Below are 19,590 nucleotides of genomic sequence, written 5' to 3' on the forward strand. Positions count from 1 at the left end.
ATTTTTTCATCTCTATCACGACATAGTTCGACGCAAAAAAAACGCCTAGCCAGACGTTGCACATCTGATTCGGCGCAGAGGGAAACTTAGAAAGCGTTTGAATCTTATTATTTTTCTAGAATTTTAACGGTTGCTGTCCGACCAGCAAGGAAGGCGAGGGAATTACCAGGCACCTGATCCAGAACAATTTTGACCGGAACTCGCTGCGCCAGACGTACCCAAGTAAACGTCGGATTCACATTGGCCAGTAAACCGGAACTGGTTGTGCGTTCACGATCTTCAATGCCGGAAGCAATGCCTTGTACATGGCCTTTGAGCTGTTCGCTATCACCCATCAATTGAACGCTGGCGGCATCTCCAATATGAATTTTATTCAGTTTGGTTTCTTCAAAATAACCCACTACATACATTTGCTGACGGTCAACCAAGGCAGCAATGGCTTGTCCGGTCTGTACATAATTGCCGACCCGTAGCGAGAAGTTGGATAACGTACCATCGGCAGGTGCGACGACTTCAGATCGGTTCATATTTAGTTTGGCCAAATCTAAATTATTTTCGGCAACCACCACCAATGCTTGTTGCTGTTTTACAGTGGCTTGAGTCTGTTTGAGTGCCGCTTGCATTTGAGTATATTCGGCATGGGATTGATCGCGGGTGGCAAAAATCTGATCCTGTTCCTGTTTGGAAATTGCACCGTTCATTAAACTGGCATAACGGTTGGCATTTTTGTCAGCAAGTTGAATGTTGGCTTGAGTTTTGACGATATTGGCATTGGCAACTGCGACATTGGCTTCGGCTTGTGCCAGTGCGGCTTTGGCTTTGGCAAGGTCTGACTGAGCTTGCTGCACAGCGAGTTGTTGACGGGCAATATCAATTTTAAACAGCACTTGACCTTGTTTTACTGTCTGGTTGTCCTGTACCAAAACTTCGGTGACCAATCCGGAAATATCTGAGGCAACGTTAATCACATCTGCACGGATCCGACCATCACGTGTCCAAGGTTTATTATTGTAATAACGCCATAAATGAATAATGGTGAATAATGCAATGAGCATAACAATACCCAAAATGATGGGACGTAACATTTTTTTCAGGTCTAAAGTTGTTTTCTCTCTCATTTCCAAGCCTAATTTAACCTATTTTGCAGACGATCACGCAGCAAAACACAACAGATAAAGATAATGTATTGCGCATAAGCACACGAAATACCAGCACAAATAAAAAATATTGGGATATAAAATCCAGCCCTGATGGTTTAATCGGTCTACCCAACGATTGGAGAAAGAAAAAACCAGATAGGCAACAGCAGCCTGTAATAAAAGAACAGGGACATACACACCATAAAGATTAATTTCACTCATATTCCATTACCCATTGCCATTGAATTTGGTGTCGGAATTGCGGGAGTAAAATGATAAAAACTGTAGCGGATATTGTTTAAACTGATCCATAAACGTTGTTGTAGCATTGGGTCATTAATCTGGCTGGATAAATCTTGCAAGCTGGTTAGACAATCCAAAATCGATTGAGATTCATCAATTTGAACCTCAATATTTTTTTCCTGCTGTTGAAATTCCTGATCAAATAATGACTGTAATTGTCTAATCTGTTGCGTCACCGCCAATGGCATATTCTGATGTTTTGCCAGCTCATCCAGCCATGCCAGATCAATACTGGTACTGGTTTCAATCAGCGCATCATTCATGGCTTTTTTCAGGTCTGTGGACTCGACAATTTTGCTATTGAGGATACCAATCCGATCTAACATACCGCGCAAATGAATTTTAAAGGCTGTACCAAAAGGTAAATAAATCGCTTCACGCATGGCCTGAAAATGGGCAGATAATAAGCGTTTGGCACTGGTATCAGGGGAAATTGAGCGAATAAGATACAGTGCCAAGATCGCAATAATAGGACCTGCAATCCCTGCCAGAGAGGCATCAATCAGGGGAATGGCACTCATTTGATAATGGTTTTGCAGATTGAGCGCCATAATCAGATTAATGGTAAAGGGTATGCCAAAACCACTTAATGGCGGATGTGGATACAGGCAGACTGAATAGATGATGGCAGGTGCCAGAACCACAGCCAATTGCCAGAATGTTTTGACTTCAGGGAAAATCACAAAGACATAAATCAATACCATGATGGACGCATAGATACTGGCACGAACAAACAATTTTAGCGCCGGAACTGGGTTATCCATGGCAGTCAGAATACAGACAGATACTGCGGCAAGTTGCGCCATCATATAGCCTGCTTGCCAGCCTGAATAAATCCATAAGCCAAATGAGGTGAAAATTGCCAGCATTGCTGCCAGTGCGCCACGTTCTGCTATGCCCGTGTCACGATGCAGGCTGGGGTATTTTGTGGTTAGTGGGGTAATAAATTCCGGCAGTTTTTTTTCACCGTGCTGAATCAAATACCAGATACACTTTACCGTATATACATTCTGGATAAAGTGACGCATATCCATTTTCAAGCTTTCCAATACCACTTTGGTAGATGTTGACGAGGCTTGATTTATAATTTGGCTAAATTGTGTATCAAAATTATGTGGCAACAAGTCGGTTCGATGTAGATTTAAATCTGGTGTTTGCTGCAAAAAACCGACGGTTTGATCATGCAACGGTAATAAAGCTTGTCGCAAAGCAGGCTCAAGTTGATCCAATTGATTTAAGCATTGAGAGATTGCAACCAGATTTAACAACACAAGAGAAAATTGATGCAACATTTCTTGTAAAGGCTTGGTCATGCCTTTTAAATCACCTTTTTCATAGGACAAATGTACGGCCAGTCCATGAATATCATTGCTGTCACGATTAATGGCTGAAAGTAGCTCGGTATAATTAGATGCGTGCGGCTGCTGAAAAATTTGATCGAATACATTTCGGCTGTCATTCAGGGCTTTTTCTACGCGTTGCTGAAGTACTGTGCCCAAATGCACAGGAAAGATTGTGGCAGAGACCACAGCACTACAGATCACCGCAATTGAAATTTCCAGCACACGTCCCAGAGCGATGTCCCAAATACTGGTGGTTTCGATACTATTGATTGCATTACATACCACCATGACCGAGGTATAACCCGCCAACATAAACAAATAGCTGCGTGGTGTACGATCTAGCATGGAGATATACAGACAAAAACCGGTCCATAAGGCGAGGGCAGCGGTAAATAGCCAAGGTGTATTAATCAGAAATGGCGTAAAAAATAAAGCCAATCCAGCGCCGATGGCTGTTCCTAGCAAACGATATAAACATTTTGAGGAGACCATGCCGGAATAGGGACTGGCAATAATAAGTACTGTGCCAATCGCCCACATTGGGTAGGCTAAATCCAGCGAAAATGCAATATAGAGCGACAACATGGCTGCAATAAATGTTTTGCAGGCAAAAATAAGATCTGCTTTGCTGGGACGAAAACTCAGCAATTGTCTGGTCAGAAGCATAATGTTGTTTTTGTGGTTATTTGTCCTTGGAAAGGAAAATAAGCCCCTATAAATTTAATGTTTGAGATAATATGCTGAATATTTTGTGCTGTATTGATATATTTGTCAATATAAATATCTTTATATGATAAAAACACATAAAAATTTGATGGATTTTAGATAGTGATAATAATTTCTCTCATTGCTATGCTATTCTTTAACAAAGTTAAGCGTTTAAGCAGGCCCCTTTAACAGGGAAGATAAAAAATGAGTACATCCAGTTTTTCAAAAATTTTAACGATTCTTGATTTATTTTCGATTCGGCAATCCGTCATTAATGTCGATATGATCTGTCTGGAATTGGGTGTATCCAAACCGATGGGCTATCGTTATTTAAAAGAACTGGTAGATGCCGGACTACTCAAAAAAGCCACCGGTAATGTTGGGGATTATGTACTCGGTTCAAAAGTTGCTGTACTGGATTATATTTCCCGGACCACAGATCCCTTGATTAAAATGTGTATTCCCATGATGCAGGAAGTAGTACAACGCACAGAAATGTTGTGCTTGCTTACAGCACTGGATGGACAGCATTGTATTGATGTTCATCATGAATCCTTTATCCATAATGAACATTTGATGTATGGACGGGGCTGTCCCAGACCATTAACGGCGGGTTCATCGGCCAAGATTATTTTGGCGTATTTATCGAAAAAACAGCAGATTGACTATTATCATTTTTTAGCCGAAGACTTACAACACAGTGGTTTTGCCAAGGACGAGCAGGAGTTTATCCAGCTCATGCGTCAGGTCAAAAAACAGGGTTATTATGTGTCCAATGGTGAGTTAAGTCCGAATGTATCCAGTCTGTCCGTTCCTTTAAGATATTCACATAAAGAAGCACCGCTAGCCTTAACCATTGTGGCATCAAGCAACCGTTTTGAATTTATGAATATAGATAAGATTGCGGAGATGTTAAAACAATTAACACAGGTCATTGAACAAAAAAGTCTGGAAATCGAGGCTGAACAGGTATTTTAAATGGAAACTTTCTTCTTTTGTTTGAATGTGGGGCTGTCCTTGCGAAACGATATTTCTCAACCAAAACTGGATTTATCATGCTTTGAGCGATGTGTGGCGCAAAAAGCATCCAGAGCAAACCCATCTAAATAAGATTTTAAGTGATATGAAGCAAAAGAGATCAATTCTCTACAAACAGCTTTATTTGGAAACATCAGCGCTAATACGGATCTGATCGGTCGTTTCGCTAATATTGAGTTGATAGGTATGGGCAATCACACCCAGCGTTTTATTGATATCCCGTGTTGAATATGAACCTGAAACCAATACATCGTGTATTGATGGATCAAGTACAATACGGGTTTTATCGTATTTTGATAATTCCTTAATAAATTGTGGCAGTGGCATACTATGAACAACCAGTAAATGTTGCCGCCATAATAGATCACCGGCATGGAAGGTTTGCGGATAAATGTTGTCGGTATCGAACATGGCAGCGTGCTGTGCGGAAATAATTTGTTGTTGTTTACTATTTCTGACTTCAATACGAACAGCACCTTCCTGAACGCTTAATTCGGTTTTGTCCAGTGTATAATCGACATTAAATTTTGTCCCTAACGCGACTAAATCACCATGTTGGGTATGCACACTAAATGGCCGTTGTAACCGATCTTTATGAGTTTCGATATAAATTTCACCGTTGGCAAGCTCAATTTTGCGTTGTTGGTCGTTGTATTTTACCCGGATTTTAGTCTGACTATTCAGCCAGATCTGACTGCCATCATGCAATGCAACCTGTTGCTGCTCACCGATCTTGGTTTTGTAAATATCCACAGGATCAAAACTAAGTAATTCCGGAAAATAATCCTGTTGTCTGATGCCTTGAAGTGCATAAACAGCGGTTAGCAGGGAAATAAAAGCTAGACTTAATTTGCCGATATGCTTTTTCTTTGGCTTAAGTTCTTGTACTGTTTTTGCAATCACCTGTTTGGGCATACGATTGAATTTTTCTTCAAACATTGCCACGTTTTGCCATACTTCCTGATGCAGTGGCTTTGCCACCAGCCAAGCCTCAAACTCTGCTTGTTGTTGGGTATTTAAGGATTGTTCCTGTATTAACATAAACCACTCTGCCGCTTGTTCATAAGCCTCTTGTTTTTCTTGTGTGGTGTATGGTTTATCCATGGATGATCGCTTTAAATAATGACGTGATTGAGGCAAGACGATATAGAGATGATCAAAATAAAAACATAGGTTTTATCTATTTATTCCATTGCCATAAAGCAAATTGCCATGGCCTTGGTTAAATCACGTTTGATGGTGGCAATTGAAATATCCAGCTTCTCGGAAATTTCGGCATAACTTAAGCCTTCTAATTGCGACAAGATAAAAACCTGCTTCTGACGTTGCGGCATGGTTTCGATGATCTCGCATAATTCGCACAAGGTTTCGATCAAGAGAATATGGTCTTCGACATCAAAAGTTTGTTCAACACTGTCTTCAGCTAAAACACTTAAATAGGCTTGTTCAACTTTTCTACGGCGATAGAGATTAAACAACAGGCTTTTTGCGATAGTGGTTAACAGTGCCCGTGGTTCATGATAATAATAATCTGCATAGCGATACATGACTTTGACAAAAGTATCTTGTGTAAGATCGGCAGCATCACTTTGATTTCCAAGTTTTTTACATAACCACCCATAGAGCCAAGCCTGATGTGCTCTATATAAACCATCTATCTGTTGATTGACTTGTTGCTTTGTCAAAAGTGGATCGGAATGCATTGATAAATACCAATGAGCAAATAATAATTATTATCAGTAATATGTTGTGTTTTGTAAATACAACTTAACTAAATATTTAAAATTTATATTTTTCAAAAGATTAAGTTAAATTTAAAAATATTTAAAAAAAGATTGAGCTGATTCTCATTCTCAGGTGATAAGTAAGTAGATCGATTTATTTTATATGTTTAGCATTCATTGTGGGGAAAACCTGATGCAACGATCACATACATTGATGATTAAATTTAAAAGTACTTTAAGCCTTGCCATTCAAGCCGCCATGCTTGGAGCATTGACAGTGGGGACATCTACACTGGTATGGGCAGAAACTTCTGTTAACCAACATACCCTCTCAACTCAAGTGAATATTGCTGCCGGCAGTCTGGATCAAGTGTTGGCACAATTTGCCGGTTTATCCGGTGTACAGATTTCCTATGATCCAGCGCTGGTTGCAGGCAAGAAAAGTGCAGGGCTAAAAGGGCAATATGCTTTTGAACAGGGTATTGCCGAATTGTTAAATGGTACAGGTTTAAAACTTGCTAAACGGGCTGATGGTGCATGGACAATAGAGCAGCATCAAAATCAAGCTCGGGATATGGGGCAGCTCAAGCCGATTGACGTAAAAGTACAAGGTTCGGCAAATCGTGATGCAAATGCGGTGCAGTTGCCTGTGATTAACGTTACAGCAGAAAATGAAAATTCTTATACCGTGAAAAATACCTCGACTGCGACAAAATTAAATTTAAGTCTTAGAGAAACGCCACAGAGTGTGTCGGTGATTACTCGACAGCAGATGGACGACCAAGCAGCCATAAGCATCGGTGACGCCCTACGTAATACCCCAGGCGTATCGGTACAGGCCTTTGACAGCAACCGCATGCTGTATTTCACACGTGGTTTCGACATCACCAACTACCAGTACGATGGCGTCAACACTATCGTTGACAATATCTACGAAGGCTCCCCCCATGGCGATGCAGCCACCTACGAACGAATTGAAGTGATCAAGGGTGCAACGGGGCTGATGACAGGCTCTGGCGATCCGTCGGCAACCGTCAACATCATACGTAAAAAGCCGACCCACGATTTCAGTGCCTCGGTCGCTGGCAGTGCAGGCTCTTGGGACAATTATCGAACCGAGGCAGATATTTCGGGACCGCTGAATGATGCTGGTACCGTGCGTGGTCGCTTTGTCGGTGCCTATCAGGATCGAAAGTCTTACCTAGATCATTATAAGCAAAACAATGACACGCTTTACGGAATAATCGAAGCAGACGTGATGTCAGATACGCTATTGACATTTGGTATTGACAGATACGGTACAACTCCACGTGGCGTATCATGGACTGGAAATCCAGTATACTTCACCGATGGCACACGTACTAACTTCTCACGTTCGCATAACCCAGGAGCCGATTGGAGCCGCCGCGACTTCGAATCTACGACCTACTTCGCCGCCTTGGAGCAGACCCTGGCTCATGACTGGAAGCTCAAAGTCAGCCTCGACTACCTAGTTACCGATCATGATACACGCTTGGCTTCGGCCAGTGGTGGCAATCCAGATCCAGTCACTGGTGAAGGCATGTTCATGTACTGGGGACGTTGGGAGGGGCATCGTGTGCAGAATACTGCTGACATTAATATCTCGGGCCCATTTAGTTTATTTGGCCGTGAACATGAACTGGTAGCAGGTGTCATGGTTTCTCACTCTCGTCTGACGGGCGATACCTTTGACGGTAGTGCCTTCAGTATGGTATCTGGCAGTATTTTCGACTGGAACGGCAAGTTGCCGGAGCAGGACTTCCCGATAAACGGAAACTACAAGACGACGCAGAGCCAAAATGGTATTTATTTGGCTACACGCCTGCGTCCAAGCGATAATCTTGCATTGATCCTTGGCACCAGAGTCAGTAACTTCAAATTCAACAATGATGAAGACTATTTTGATACCTCTAGTCTGGGTGACGTCCATACCAGCTACAAAGAGCATGGTGTCGTTACACCTTATGCTGGAATAGTATATGATCTTGATGATACCTATTCGGTCTATGCCAGCTACACTTCGATCTACCAGCCGCAGACCAACAAAGATATCAATGGTTCAACATTGGCACCAGTTGAAGGCAATGGTTACGAAGCTGGTCTCAAAGCTGCCTATTTGGATGGCAAGTTAAATGCAGCTCTCGCCTTGTTTCGTATAGAACAGGACAACGTTGCCGAAAATGTAGGTACTAATCCTGTTACGAATGAAGGTATTTACCGTGCTATTGAAGGAGCGACTACCAAAGGTGTAGAGTTGGAACTTGCTGGCGAGCTTAAAAAAGACTGGAGCATTTCGGCGGGCTACACGTACGCTCGTAATCGTGATGCAGATCAGCAGCGTATCTATGGCTACCCACTTGCTACCACCCAGCCAGAGCATGTAGTTCGCTTGTTTACCAGCTATCGACTATCGGGTGATCTAAGCCGAGTTACGATTGGTGGCGGTATAAAATGGCAGAGCGTTTTCTATGGTAACATTTACAATCCGACAATCGATGATTATACACTTATCGAACAACGCAACTACATGCTGGTTGATCTGATGACACGTTATCAACAAAATGAGCATCTTAGTTTTACCCTGAATGCCAACAACGTACTCGATAAGAAATATCTGACTGGTTTGGGTAACTTCGACACAACATATTACGGCGAACCCAGAAGTATCATATTGACAGCAAAGTATCAGTTTTAAAAGTAAATTCCTTAATATAAATCCCTCTAAGTCTCCCTTTGAAAAAGGGAGACTTTCCCACGAATTCAATGCATTATGTAATTCGCAACGCCCTCCCCTTTATAAAGGGGAGTTGGAGGGAATTTCTATAAATCAAATTTTTTGTTATACAATGAACCAATCAAAAATATAAAAGCCATATCATGCCTAAATCTTGTAATTCTATAGTGAAACAACCAGCTCGTGATTTATGCAAAAATATGACCGATGCAGAACAGAAACTATGGCAAAGACTCAGACGAAAACAAATTTTAGGTGTGCAATTTTATTGTCAAAGACCTTTGAATAATTTTATCGTAGGTTTTTACTTGTATTTACATGAGCCTTTATTTTTTGTTTAATCATAATGATAACGACACATAGCTACAATAATTGAATCAGGTGTAACCTTGTAAACGATGCGATTTTCCTTATCAATTCGCCTTGACCAATATCCTGATAAGTCATGCTTAAGGGGTTCAGGTTTACCAATACCATCAAATGGTGATCGTTTGATGTCTTTGATAAGTGTATTGATTCTTTTAAGTGTTTGTTTGTCTGTAGATTGCCAGTATAAGTAATCTTCCCAAGCCTCATCAGTCCAACTTAAAATCATTCTTCAATCAGCTCATGGTTAAATGTTCTACCTGTTTCGATCTGAGCAATTGAATCACGTAATCTTTTCGCATTCGCAGGGCTTTTAAGTAGATGAGCCGTTTCTTCATAGGCATTGAAATCATCTAGGCTAATTAGTACAGCCGTTTGGTTATTTTGTCTAGTAATAAGTACAGGTGAATGATCATCAATAACACCATCTAATACATTTGCTAGATTCTTTCTTAAATCAGAATAAGTGACAACTTTCATTTATACACCTTACATAAGTACAAATATATGTACTTATTTTAGTACAATGATGTGATTTATGCAATATCATTAGATTCCAGTGATTGTGTAAATTCAGTAGGAAAGGCTGATATGGTATGAACAGGAATAGATGGTACGTTAATACAGGAATAAGCAGATCGGAGATTAAATGAATTGGGACTAAAGGTTTTAAGGTTTGATAACCGACAAATACTGTTAGAAATAGATACCGTATGTTATGTAATTTCAAGTGAAGTTAAATTAGGTCTCAGTGATCTACCTTAAAAATCAGATGTTAAAAAAAATAGAAACCTAATGAATAAATAATAATAAATTTTTATATATTTCAATAATCTGAATTTAACTTACAAAAGTTAACACAATTTTTTGGTACTTTTTTCATTCTCATACGTCTTAGTCTATAGAAACAGGATTTTTGATTGTCATTTAATTGCTAAAATGACTAATAACTCATCAGGTGTATAGACAGGTATCGGGGAGGTTTTAAAATCTTTAATATTTCGGGTAACGATTGCATGACAGCCAGAATGTGCAGCAGCACAATATAAGACGGCATCTTCAAAATCAATGGCTTGTAATGAATGTGCTTGTTGAATAATAAACTTATTAATTTCTGAAATTTCAAATAACTGTAAAATAATATCAAGTTGTTGCCAAGCAAGAGGTTTAGAACCATATTTAGATAATAAATAGGATAAAGTGGTAATTGTTGTTGCAGCTAAATATCCTTGAATATGATGTTTTTCAACATGGGCTAATAATAAACTTGCATTGGCTGCAAAAGGTTCCCTTTCTGTAAGAGCATCAACCAGAATATTTGTATCAAATAAAATTTTCATATTTTATAAATATTTTTGCTCAAGATGGTTGAGATACTCTACTTTTTCATCTTCAATGTTAACACCTTTAAGTGAGCCTGTAAGTTGTTGAGTCAGTGGTGGCAAGGTATCTCTAATCTCATTAAGTTTGACTTGCGATTGATAATTTAATGACGCAAAGTAATCGGCAACCAATTGCGATACAGATTTATTCGATTGAGCCGCATAAGCCTCTGCTTGTTTAATCAAAGTATCTTCAAGACTTAATGTAATTGTGGTTGTCATATCTGTATCCTCAATAAAAACTTATCTCTTTTAATCGTATCACTATTTATAGATGAATTTTAATCTATTTTTAATTTAAATAAATCATATATTTATACTATTTTTTACAAAAAATACACAAAATAATGACATTTTCCCCAATCTCAAACGTCTATATAAGTAGAAACAACAAATTTTAGCGCAATTCAAGAACATTAGATTACACTTAGAATCCTGATGAAGTAAAAACAGCAGTAGAGGGCGATTGAAAAATTAAGAGCAATGGACCTTTATATACTGTTACACCTTATACACGAGATGAACTTTATGACCGAAAAGTGTTTCGTTGATACCAATATTGTGATTTGATTAAACTTGAGAAAGCGATAGAAATTTTATCAAATTTCCCAGTGATAAATGTTCAGATCGTAAATGAGGCGATTAATGTATTAAGACGTAAATTTAAACTCACAAAAAAACAAAATTTAGACTTGGCGGCAACCTGGCTTTGAGATAGAAAACAGCTTAATAATCATTAATCCTTTTTTACAGAAATCCTCTTAACATATTCAAAGTAATTTTAACTTGTAGATATGACAGGGAATTTTGACTTAATGAATAATGTGCTATGGTGCATTATGGCGAATCTGCCCACTATAATTGTCTAACCCGCCTCAATCATTAATTTACAATATGATTGATTATTCTTGCAAGTAAAAGTCAATGCAAGGGGAATTAAAAAATATATGATTAAAGCTCTGTTTTTTTATAATCTACAACGATTTAAAAGATATGAGTAAAAGTCAGGATAAAGAATAGGATGAAAAAGTAGAATTTTCTTTTAAAATATAAGCTGACATACCAGCTAAAAAATGGTTAACTATTATTCCAGATTTAGGCTACTAGAAATTAATATATCATGGATGATTTAGATTCTTTTTTTAGCTCTCGTATTAAGTTTAAGAATTTAAAGATTCTTTCTCTTTTAGAACAGCATAAATCACTGACTAAAGTCGCACAAATCATGCATATGACAACATCTGCGGTTTCTAAAGCTTTAGCAGAAGTTGAAGCAAATTATGGAGAACAACTTTTTAGACGAGAGATCGGTCAACTTGTTCCTTTGCCCGAATGCCTAATTTTGATTGATTCATATTTAAAAATAGAAGCACAACTTCGCGAGGGACATGACAAAATAGCATTGTTAAGAGGGGTCAAGGCAAGTCGAATTTCTATAGGCCTTCATGCCCCATCTATCATAAATACTCTTGCAAATGCAATTGTTCGCTTTAAACAAATTTCACCGGAAACAGAGATCAGTATTAAAGCTGGTGATAAATCCTATTTATTGTCTTGTTTACGGGCAGGCGAAATTGACTTAGCCATTTGTCGTGCTGAATTAGATGATCTGGATAACGATTTACGGGCCAATCTATTACATGAACATCAACTGGTTTTAATTGCCAGCAATAGTTTTGACATTCCGCCAGAAAATCAGGATCTAAAGAGTCTTTTAGAATACCCATGGTGTTTAACGTCTTCTACTTGTCCTGTACGCCAATGTTTTGATGCAAATTTAGTTGCCCTAGGTTTAAAACAACCCAATAATATTATTGAGGTTGACAATCCAATTAATCTAATTGGTTATATTATGGAGAAATATAATTGTTTATCAGTCGCTTCGAGTAATCTAGCAGAGCTACTGCAAAAACAAGGAAAAGTTAAAATAATTAATCATGAGCTTAGTTTTCCAATTAAACCACAAATCATAATTTGGAATAGTAGAATTCCTATCAACTCAAATGTCAGAAAGTTACGTGATTTTATTTGTTATGAATCAAAATAATGATATTTAATATAATTATTGTAGAGTTAAAATGAAGGTCTATATTAACTTGAATGTAAACCTTCATTTAATCCCTCTTTATTTGGATAAAGTTAGATTGGTAAAGTAAGCTCCTCAATACTAATCGGACCATCTGTCAACATAATCGGACCTTCTTCACCAATTAATATGGTATCAGAATGACGAAATCCACCTATACCTTCAATATAAAGACCTGGCTCAATGGTAAAACACATCCCTTTTTCAATTGGTCGATCATATCCTTCAGCAAAGAACGGAGCTTCATGTCCTGTAACCCCCATGCCATGTCCAGTTCGATGTAATAGCTTATCTCCCATTCCCATTTTTTTAAAATAATCATTTACTTTTTGATCAACTTCACTCATTAAGATACCAGGTTTGGCTATTTCAAAAGCGATACGACGACCTTCTAACATGATTTCAAAAGGTTTTTTTGCATTTTCTGGTATTTCTCCGATAAAAAATGTTCTTTCAACTTCTGCGCCATAACCATTCATTACTGCGTTTATAATAGATATATGTGGTCCACCTTTTTCTATCACCATATTGATATTGGTGAAATTATGGGGATCATGGGATACACTTGGTGGTTGGAAAACGGCTGAAATCCGGGTTGAAAGTGGATTGATTTCTTTATTATCTTGCAACAGTTGTTTAAAGACAAAGCCGGTTACACTATTCACCATTTCTATCAAAGGCATACCCGGATAGGCAGATTTTAAGAACCAGTTATGTGCTTTGGTCGCTAAATCACAAGAATATGCCAAACGACCAATTTCATAATCCGACTTAATCATGCGTATATCATCAATAATATCGCTACGAATACATTCACCTGGAATTTCATCGTATATTTGCAATGGACAAATAGACTCAACACCAATTCGCTTATTTACGGAAAATAACTCTTGAAATCGGTCATTCCAAGCCTGTCCTTTCGGTGCGGGAAACTCGAAATATGATACAAGTTCAATATCACCTACCATGCGTGTTTTTACATGGGGAATTTCTAATTGAGGAACAACAAATTTAGCAATGCCTTTGCTCGGTATCACTAAAATGAAAGGCCGTTCATGTACTGCATTTGCAAAATTTGTTAGATAAAAAATATTATCCGGGCAGAATGCAACATAATAATCCAATCCTTGCTCTGCCATACGAGCTTGTACACGGTTTAGACGTTGTTCAATTTCAAGTTCTGTCGGTGCGTAGAAAATAGGTTCTATATTCATCTGGATTCTCCTGTTTAAATTGACTTAATAGATTAAAAATTAATTTGATTGTTTATTGCTAGAACATGAATTTAAGTCCGATACCATAGGTAGAGGGATCATCGCCTGGACTTTCAAGTAAAATATTATTCATGGTATATCTGGCCTTGCTGCTATTATTAATATATTCAGCTCGGATATAAGCATCTAAATGCTTGTTAAAATGATAGTTGGCACCAAATGCATAAATCATTGCCGATAGATCATGTTTATCAACCTGCCGATGATATATGGCTGCTTTAAGATTATATTTTGGTTGTTGAAAATCAATCATCGTGCCATAGATCTGAGCTGAAACAGCATCTGGACTATTCGGTTTAAGATGGTTGGCAGTACCGATAATAGTCAAATTTTTATTTATTTTTCTTTGCACAAATGTTCGATAATCACGTGTTTTAATCTCATCATAAACAATACCGTTATAATTGACAGAATAGTTGCTGACCAGTTCATTATAAGATGCACTTATGCGGTTGATACCATCATCATAAACAGCCATTGCTGCATAATTCTTGGCATCTAGAACTTTGGGAGCTTCCCCGACCATTTGGTTTGGCGTATAAAGAAAGGTCAGTGTGGTATTTTTGAAATTTGGGGTGGTATACGTAATCGCACGACTAGATCTAAAATCAAATGTTGGCGCACCTGTTCCCAAATCATATGCCTGATAGGTGAGTGTAGAGGGTGCAAATGATGTGGCGAACAGTTCTTCCAATGCACCCGAGATATTTAACATCTGGCGTCCATATAACAATGTGCCATATTTTTTTGAACTAATACCAATAAGTTCACCACGAGCAAATGTTTCATCTCGTACAAGTTCCATTTTGCGTAAATCAATCCAAGATTCTGCATTACCTACAATAGCAACATCATCATTCAATTTAAGATTAAGTTTTAAACCCAATCGACTCGCATAATCCATACCACTTTGAAAATCATGTGAACTAACTGCACCAGAATGTGAATAATTTAGACCATAATCTAAAACCCCATAAACTTTAAATGGTGAGTTTAAATCCCCAAGCTGAATATCAGCAAAACACTCGATTGGTAAAATAAAAACACCAGACATCCACACATATTTCAGCATTACTTGGTACTCCATGATATTGATATTCAACGCCTGTCATTTAACATACACAAAATTCATAATTTATAATATTGATATTTTTTCCATCGCAGTTGAGTATTTTTCTATTAATTAATTAAAATAGTATGAGATATGATTTTTATTTTATGAATGTTTAAATAAAAAGCCTACTTTTAAAAGTAGGCTTTAATATAACTAAATAATAATTTAATTTTTCCACTATGGAGAGTTGAATTTAGCTGATAGATTAAGGATATCTTGAGTTTAAAATCAGCTAGAGAGTTGTGATTTTATCGCTAGAGTCTCTTTTCTTTTATAAATTAGCAGAACACTTATGGAAATCATTGCAGCAGACAATAAATAGACGGCTGGTGCCTGCAAAATTCCTTTGCTAAGTGCATAGGTTGTTACAATCGGTGAAACTGCTCCAAAAAGTGTCACGCCAATGTTATATCCCAAACCAATACCCAAAGCACGTTGCCTGGTAGGGAACTGATCTGTAATAAAAGGGAAATAGGCACCTATATTTAAACCTAATCCTAGAGAACACACGATTTGAAATAAAAATAAACGCGATGGTGAAGGTGAAATCAACAAATATTCATAGAGTGGTATGCCTATAAAAGTTGTGATTAATGTTCCAGTTAATAAAATCTTGATAATTCGACCAGATTTGTCTGACCACATGCCACCAATAAAAGCGCCCAAAATAATAATCAGTGCGGACATCATAGAGCTAGCAGAACCAACCAATGGATCAATATTCATCGCTTGTTTTGCAAATGAGGGCATAAAAATAATGACAAGATAAACGATTGCAGATCCAAAACCTGATAGGGAAGCAACAAGTATTACACTTTGGGTAAACTGACCAAGACTCAACTTATTTTGAACGGTTTGTTGTACTGGTGCATTGATTAACTCATTACTTTCCTCCATATGTCGACGAAGATATAAACCGACTGGAATAATAATCAGACCAATAAAAAAGCCAATTCTCCATCCCCAGTCCAAGGTTGCTTGTTGACCTAAAATGCCATAAATAAGTAATGCAATCCCTGAACCCGTTGCGAGTGCGAGATAAGTCGAAGTATTAAACAACGCGCTATAAAATCCCCTGCGATTTTTTGGACAACTTTCCATTACCAATGATACTGCTGCGCCAAACTCTCCAGAAGCCGCAAGACCAGCGACTAACCGACCCAGTACCACCATCGTTGTTCCAATATAACCAGCTTGTTGATACGACGGTGCACACGCAATAAGTAAAGTGCCTAAGCCCATTAGCATCACAGTCAAAACCATTGCTGACTTTCGTCCTTTTCTGTCAGCATAATTTCCAATCAAATAAGCACCAATCGGTCTGACCAAAAAGCCTACAGCAAAAGTAGTTATGGCCGCGAGTGTGGAGAGTATTTCATTTTCTGCTGGAAAAAAATTATGCGCAATCGCAAGTGCAAAATAGCCATATAACGTAAAATCAAGCCATTCAAGAAAGTTACCCGCAGATAGCCCAAGAAATGAACGTCTACTAATAGACTTCTTTTGATTCAGCATTTTTGGCTTCTCCTAATCTAATATCTATTTTGTTAGGTCAAAGCTACACAAAATGTCTAAATTAGAATATTGATATATTTTCCATCGCAATTGAGTTTTTTTCTTTAATAATTAAAAGTTCTTAACTTTTTGAAATGATTAATAAATATTCTAATCTTAACGACTGATCTTAGATCAAATATAGTTTTTTTAATTCAAAGCTTGCAGCAATTGTTGTAATCATTTTGAGTAGCTTGAAGCTTTGGTATGGAGGTTTCTGACTTTTGGAAAATAGTAAAAAATGAATTGTATTAGGATAGAGATTCTTGGCCTTTATGTGAGTAAATCACATAGAAGTGGGTGCAAAAATATTTTTAGACAATTTGTTTAATCAGTTCAGCACACTTTGGAATAGAAAAACCGAATAAATATAAGAAAAATCTTTCTGAGATTTTACGTTTAAATCGGACTTATCAAAAAATAAGCAAAACATATAAAATCTTCTAATTTTTCAAAATTATAAAGCTGGAGTATTGTACCCCAACAGAAGAAATGATTATTCATTGGAGAACAATAATGACGCAATCTAAGATCTCGTCGAAAGTGCTAGAAAAAAGTGGGCGTATTTTATTTAAATTGTCAGCCTTATTTATTTTACCTATTGGTGTGTTGCATGCATCAGACTTCTTGGTGGATACAAAATGGCTGCAACAAAACCTGAATAATCCAAACGTGCGGATTGTTGAGGTGAGTGTGAATCCGGGGCAGTTTGAGCGTGGACATATTCCTGGTGCGGTAAATTTCCGCTGGCATACCGATCTAGTCGATACTGTACGCCGAGATGTTGCCACAGCTTCCAATTTTCAGAATACTTTGCGTAAGGCTGGTATCAATAAAGATACAACCGTCGTGTTATATGGTGATAACAATAACTGGTTTGCGGCATGGGGCGCATGGGTTTTTGATTTATATGGCGTGAAAAATGTCAAGTTACTGGATGGCGGACGAACTAAGTGGGAAGCGGATAAATTACCGTTGTCTGCACGGGCGTCTACGTACAAAGTGGGTAATATCACCATTAACAATAAAACCAATAATCAATTGCGTGCTCGTTTAGTCGATGTCATTCAGGCCAGTAATAAAAAATCTGCTGCTTTGGTGGATATCCGTTCTGCTGATGAGTTTAATGGCAAGGTGTTTGCACCAGCAGGTGTGCAAGAACTGTCTATTCGTGCAGGACACATTCCAAATGCAGTGAATGTACCATGGGGTGAGGCAGTGGCGGCTGATGGTACATTTAAATCTAAAGAAGAGTTGCGAAAAATCTATGCCAAAGTCGGGATTGATGGTTCAAAACCCATTATTACCTATTGCCGCATTGGTGAGCGTTCCAGTCATACGTGGTTTGCCTTGAGTAAAATCCTTGGCTATAACGTTAAAAATTATGACGGTTCGTGGACAGAATATGGCAACACTGTGGGTTTACCAATAACAAATAACGCAGGCACAGTCTGGGGCGCAATATAAAAATAATTAAACTTTTTTGAATTTTGGATTTGTGCTGATTCGTTCGTGCAAATCTAAATTTCTTTTATCGTGATAGATTGATTAGGACGGTGTATGGGGCAAGAACAAACACAGGCATATAATGCGCCAAAAAATAAAATAAATATTAGTTTGGCATTGTTAATTTTAACATTTTTTTTGATATGGAGTTATTGGTTATCACAGCAGTACGTTGAATATCATTTTGGTTTTATTGCCATTATCGGTGCTTTGTTTGGTCTTGTTTTACAAAGATCAAGATTCTGTTTTTACTGTATTTTTACCGATTACTTTGCCCATAAGGACAGTCGTGGCATATTGGGTATTTTGCTTGCCTTATTGATAGGAACATTAGGCTATCATGCTGTCTTTGGTGCATTTTTACCTGTCCTTGATGGCAGACAATTACCACCAGATGCGCATATTGGGGTGGTGAGCTGGATTTTACCTTTAAGTGCCTTAAGTTTTGGTTTTGGTATGGCATTATCCGGTTCATGTATCAGTGCGCAGTTGTATCGCTTAGGGGAAGGCTTATTAACCGCACCGATTGCCTTGATTGGTGTCGCCATCGGGTTCGCTTTGGGTTTTCTCTCTTGGAATTCGCTCTATTTATCTTTTATGCAAAAAGCACAGCCCTTATGGTTGCCCAATCTTGTCGGGTATGCCGGTTCGGTTTTAATTCAGGTGATTGTGATTGGTGGTTTATTGGTATTTTTCTTATATCTCGAAAATAAACGTCGTATCCATACTCAAAATGATCATGACACGCCACATCAAGACGATGAACCTAGTCTTTGGCAAGCGATTTTTCAACAACGCTGGCCGACATGGGTCGGTGGTATTTTTATTGGCTTGATTGCAACCATTGCCTATTTTCGGGTCGGTGCACTCGGTGTAACAGCCGAGATTGGCAGTATCTCCAGAACTTTTCTTGATCAAGTTGTTGGCGGTGTGTCTCGCTTAGAGGGATTGGATCGGCTGACTGGATGTATTACCGTGATTAAACAAACATTATTATCCAATAATGGTGTATTCGTATTGAGTTTAATTTTGGGAAGTCTAATTTCTGCATTAAGTGCTGGACAACTTCGCTGGCAAGGTAACACCTTAAAAGGCATATTACGAATTTTTTGTGGTGGTGTTTTAATGGGCTGGGGGGCAATGATTTCACTCGGATGTACGGTTGGAATGTTGTTATCAGGCATTATGGCGGGTGCCTTATCAGGATGGGTCTTTGCTGTATTTTGTCTATTCGGGGCATGGATTGGATGGTATTTGCGCCAGAAATGGACATGAATGTTTATGAGCGCACGAAATTG

17 protein-coding genes and 1 pseudogene are annotated in these 19,590 nt (G+C 38.2%); 6 read left to right on the forward strand and 12 right to left on the reverse strand.

The features are described 5' to 3' along the window. Positions 1-107: 107 nt before the first annotated feature. Genes CRO21_RS02785 through CRO21_RS02795 form a run of 3 tightly spaced genes read right to left on the reverse strand, consistent with a single transcriptional unit; the run spans position 108 to position 3,451 of the window. Positions 108-1,118, reverse strand: coding sequence for an HlyD family secretion protein (locus CRO21_RS02785; RefSeq protein ID WP_097077800.1), 1,011 nt, complete (start codon positions 1,116-1,118; stop codon positions 108-110). A 33-nt stretch (positions 1,119-1,151) separates the two neighbouring features. Further along, positions 1,152-1,361 carry a DUF1656 domain-containing protein gene (locus CRO21_RS02790; RefSeq protein WP_097077801.1) on the reverse strand — a complete coding sequence of 70 codons (210 nt, stop codon included), beginning with the start codon at positions 1,359-1,361 and terminating at the stop codon, positions 1,152-1,154. Then, positions 1,358-3,451 (reverse strand): FUSC family protein, encoded by a 2,094-nt coding sequence (locus CRO21_RS02795; protein ID WP_097077802.1) that lies wholly within the window; start codon positions 3,449-3,451, stop codon positions 1,358-1,360. The genes CRO21_RS02790 and CRO21_RS02795 overlap by 4 nt, the downstream gene beginning before the upstream one ends. Positions 3,452-3,697: 246 nt before the next feature. Here CRO21_RS02795 and CRO21_RS02800 point away from each other — a divergent pair, with 246 nt between their 5' ends. After that, a complete protein-coding gene (locus tag CRO21_RS02800) occupies positions 3,698-4,471 on the forward strand; it encodes an IclR family transcriptional regulator (protein WP_097077803.1) in 774 nt (257 codons plus the stop codon). A 180-nt stretch (positions 4,472-4,651) separates the two neighbouring features. Here CRO21_RS02800 and CRO21_RS02805 read toward each other — a convergent pair whose 3' ends face one another. Beyond that, positions 4,652-5,635, reverse strand: a complete 984-nt coding sequence (locus tag CRO21_RS02805) for a FecR family protein (RefSeq protein WP_097077804.1) — start codon at positions 5,633-5,635, stop codon at positions 4,652-4,654. Positions 5,636-5,715: 80 nt separating this feature from the next. Beyond that, positions 5,716-6,234 (reverse strand): sigma-70 family RNA polymerase sigma factor, encoded by a 519-nt coding sequence (locus tag CRO21_RS02810; RefSeq protein ID WP_097077805.1) that lies wholly within the window; start codon positions 6,232-6,234, stop codon positions 5,716-5,718. A gap of 214 nt (positions 6,235-6,448) precedes the next feature. Between CRO21_RS02810 and CRO21_RS02815 the strand changes: the two genes are divergently transcribed. Both CRO21_RS02815 and CRO21_RS02820 read left to right on the forward strand, forming a co-directional pair. Then, a complete protein-coding gene (locus tag CRO21_RS02815; RefSeq protein WP_228150343.1) occupies positions 6,449-8,971 on the forward strand; it encodes a TonB-dependent siderophore receptor in 2,523 nt (840 codons plus the stop codon). Between the two features lie 182 nt (positions 8,972-9,153). Continuing rightward, positions 9,154-9,318 (forward strand): annotated as a pseudogene (locus CRO21_RS02820) (DUF559 domain-containing protein); the annotation flags it as partial. A 29-nt stretch (positions 9,319-9,347) separates the two neighbouring features. Here the strand turns inward: CRO21_RS02820 and CRO21_RS02825 are convergent. The 4 genes from CRO21_RS02825 to CRO21_RS02840 all read right to left on the reverse strand — a co-directional run bounded on the left by CRO21_RS02825 (position 9,348) and on the right by CRO21_RS02840 (position 10,980). Further along, on the reverse strand, positions 9,348-9,605 hold the full coding sequence (locus CRO21_RS02825; RefSeq protein ID WP_097077807.1) for a Txe/YoeB family addiction module toxin: 258 nt from the start codon (positions 9,603-9,605) through the stop codon (positions 9,348-9,350). Then, positions 9,602-9,856, reverse strand: coding sequence for a type II toxin-antitoxin system Phd/YefM family antitoxin (locus CRO21_RS02830; protein WP_097077808.1), 255 nt, complete (start codon positions 9,854-9,856; stop codon positions 9,602-9,604). Before CRO21_RS02830 ends, CRO21_RS02825 begins: the two co-directional genes overlap by 4 nt. 443 nt (positions 9,857-10,299) lie before the next feature. After that, positions 10,300-10,716: a type II toxin-antitoxin system VapC family toxin gene (locus CRO21_RS02835; RefSeq protein ID WP_097077809.1), complete on the reverse strand. Its 417-nt coding sequence runs from the start codon at positions 10,714-10,716 to the stop codon at positions 10,300-10,302. A 3-nt stretch (positions 10,717-10,719) separates the two neighbouring features. Further along, positions 10,720-10,980: a DUF6364 family protein gene (locus tag CRO21_RS02840; RefSeq protein ID WP_097077810.1), complete on the reverse strand. Its 261-nt coding sequence runs from the start codon at positions 10,978-10,980 to the stop codon at positions 10,720-10,722. Between the two features lie 898 nt (positions 10,981-11,878). Between CRO21_RS02840 and CRO21_RS02845 the strand changes: the two genes are divergently transcribed. Then, on the forward strand, positions 11,879-12,805 hold the full coding sequence (locus CRO21_RS02845; protein WP_097077811.1) for a LysR family transcriptional regulator: 927 nt from the start codon (positions 11,879-11,881) through the stop codon (positions 12,803-12,805). A gap of 92 nt (positions 12,806-12,897) precedes the next feature. Here the strand turns inward: CRO21_RS02845 and CRO21_RS02850 are convergent, their stop codons facing one another. The 3 genes from CRO21_RS02850 to CRO21_RS02860 all read right to left on the reverse strand — a co-directional run bounded on the left by CRO21_RS02850 (position 12,898) and on the right by CRO21_RS02860 (position 16,747). Next, the gene (locus tag CRO21_RS02850) at positions 12,898-14,058 is read right to left on the reverse strand and encodes a M24 family metallopeptidase (protein WP_097077812.1); all 1,161 of its coding nucleotides are present in this window, start codon (positions 14,056-14,058) and stop codon (positions 12,898-12,900) included. Positions 14,059-14,116: 58 nt separating this feature from the next. Further along, positions 14,117-15,190, reverse strand: coding sequence for a porin (locus CRO21_RS02855; RefSeq protein ID WP_097077813.1), 1,074 nt, complete (start codon positions 15,188-15,190; stop codon positions 14,117-14,119). Between the two features lie 270 nt (positions 15,191-15,460). Continuing rightward, the gene (locus CRO21_RS02860; RefSeq protein ID WP_097077814.1) at positions 15,461-16,747 is read right to left on the reverse strand and encodes an MFS transporter; all 1,287 of its coding nucleotides are present in this window, start codon (positions 16,745-16,747) and stop codon (positions 15,461-15,463) included. Between the two features lie 555 nt (positions 16,748-17,302). Here CRO21_RS02860 and CRO21_RS02865 point away from each other — a divergent pair. Then, positions 17,303-18,253 (forward strand): sulfurtransferase, encoded by a 951-nt coding sequence (locus tag CRO21_RS02865; protein WP_097077815.1) that lies wholly within the window; start codon positions 17,303-17,305, stop codon positions 18,251-18,253. A 93-nt stretch (positions 18,254-18,346) separates the two neighbouring features. Next, on the forward strand, positions 18,347-19,567 hold the full coding sequence (locus CRO21_RS02870; RefSeq protein ID WP_097077816.1) for a YeeE/YedE family protein: 1,221 nt from the start codon (positions 18,347-18,349) through the stop codon (positions 19,565-19,567). Positions 19,568-19,590: the final 23 nt, after the last annotated feature.

Origin of the sequence: Acinetobacter puyangensis, assembly GCF_900096995.1 — a bacterium.
Classification (GTDB): Bacteria; Pseudomonadota; Gammaproteobacteria; order Pseudomonadales; family Moraxellaceae; genus Acinetobacter; species Acinetobacter puyangensis.